The 743-nt window shown below is 64.5% G+C and carries 1 protein-coding gene; it reads left to right on the top strand.

The annotated features are described in order from the left end of the window. On the top strand, nt 1-504 hold a 504-nt coding region (locus SGR02S_RS19315), incomplete at its 5' end, for a flagellin (protein ID WP_255211533.1). Nucleotides 505-743 lie beyond the last annotated feature (239 nt).

Here is a 743-nt window from a genome sequence, read left to right as displayed (position 1 = left end):
GCCAACCCCGGTGCCGGCACCGGCGCCGAGGTCATCACGCCCGCCAGCTTCGATATCCAGACCGGTCTCAACAAGACCGAGACGGTGACCATCAAGCTTGGCGATCTTCACGCCAATGCGCTGGGCACGGGTGCGACGGCCACCGCCACGCCGGCGGCCGGCAAGTCGGTTGCCGACATCGACCTGTCGCTGGCGGCATCGACGACCGGTGCGGGCGCGAAGTCCGACGCCAAGGACGCGCTGAAGATTCTCGACGACGCGATCCAGACGGTGGCGACCGAGCGTGCCAACCTCGGTGCGCAGCAGAACCGCCTCGATGCGGCGGTCAACAATCTGACCTCGGGCGTCACCAATCTGGCCGACTCGAAGTCGCGCATCGAAGACGCCGACTTCTCGGCCGAATCGACCAACCTTGCGGCTGCCGGCATCCTCGCCCAGGCCTCGACGGCGATGCTCGCCCAGGCGAACCAGAGCCAGCAGGGCGTGATGAACCTGCTGCGCTGATATCGCACGATTGATTTTCAGGCCGACTTTGGTTGGTCCCTTATTGGCCTGATCCAGACGCCCCGGTCTCCCCACGACCGGGGCGTCTTTTTTTGATGTATCGGCTTAATCCGTGCAGCGTCCCGCCGTTACCTCATCCGTGACCGCTCGCCGAGCCATCACACCACGGGAATGGCCTCTCGGCCGGAAAGGAACAACATGACTGTCATCAACACCAATGTGAGCGCGTTGCGCGCCCA

Origin of the sequence: Sphingopyxis granuli NBRC 100800, assembly GCF_001591045.1 — a bacterium.
Taxonomy (GTDB): domain Bacteria; phylum Pseudomonadota; class Alphaproteobacteria; order Sphingomonadales; family Sphingomonadaceae; genus Sphingopyxis; species Sphingopyxis granuli.
The sequence above is the reverse complement of the archived record's forward strand: the minus strand, read 5'-3'. Positions and strand labels throughout refer to the sequence as shown.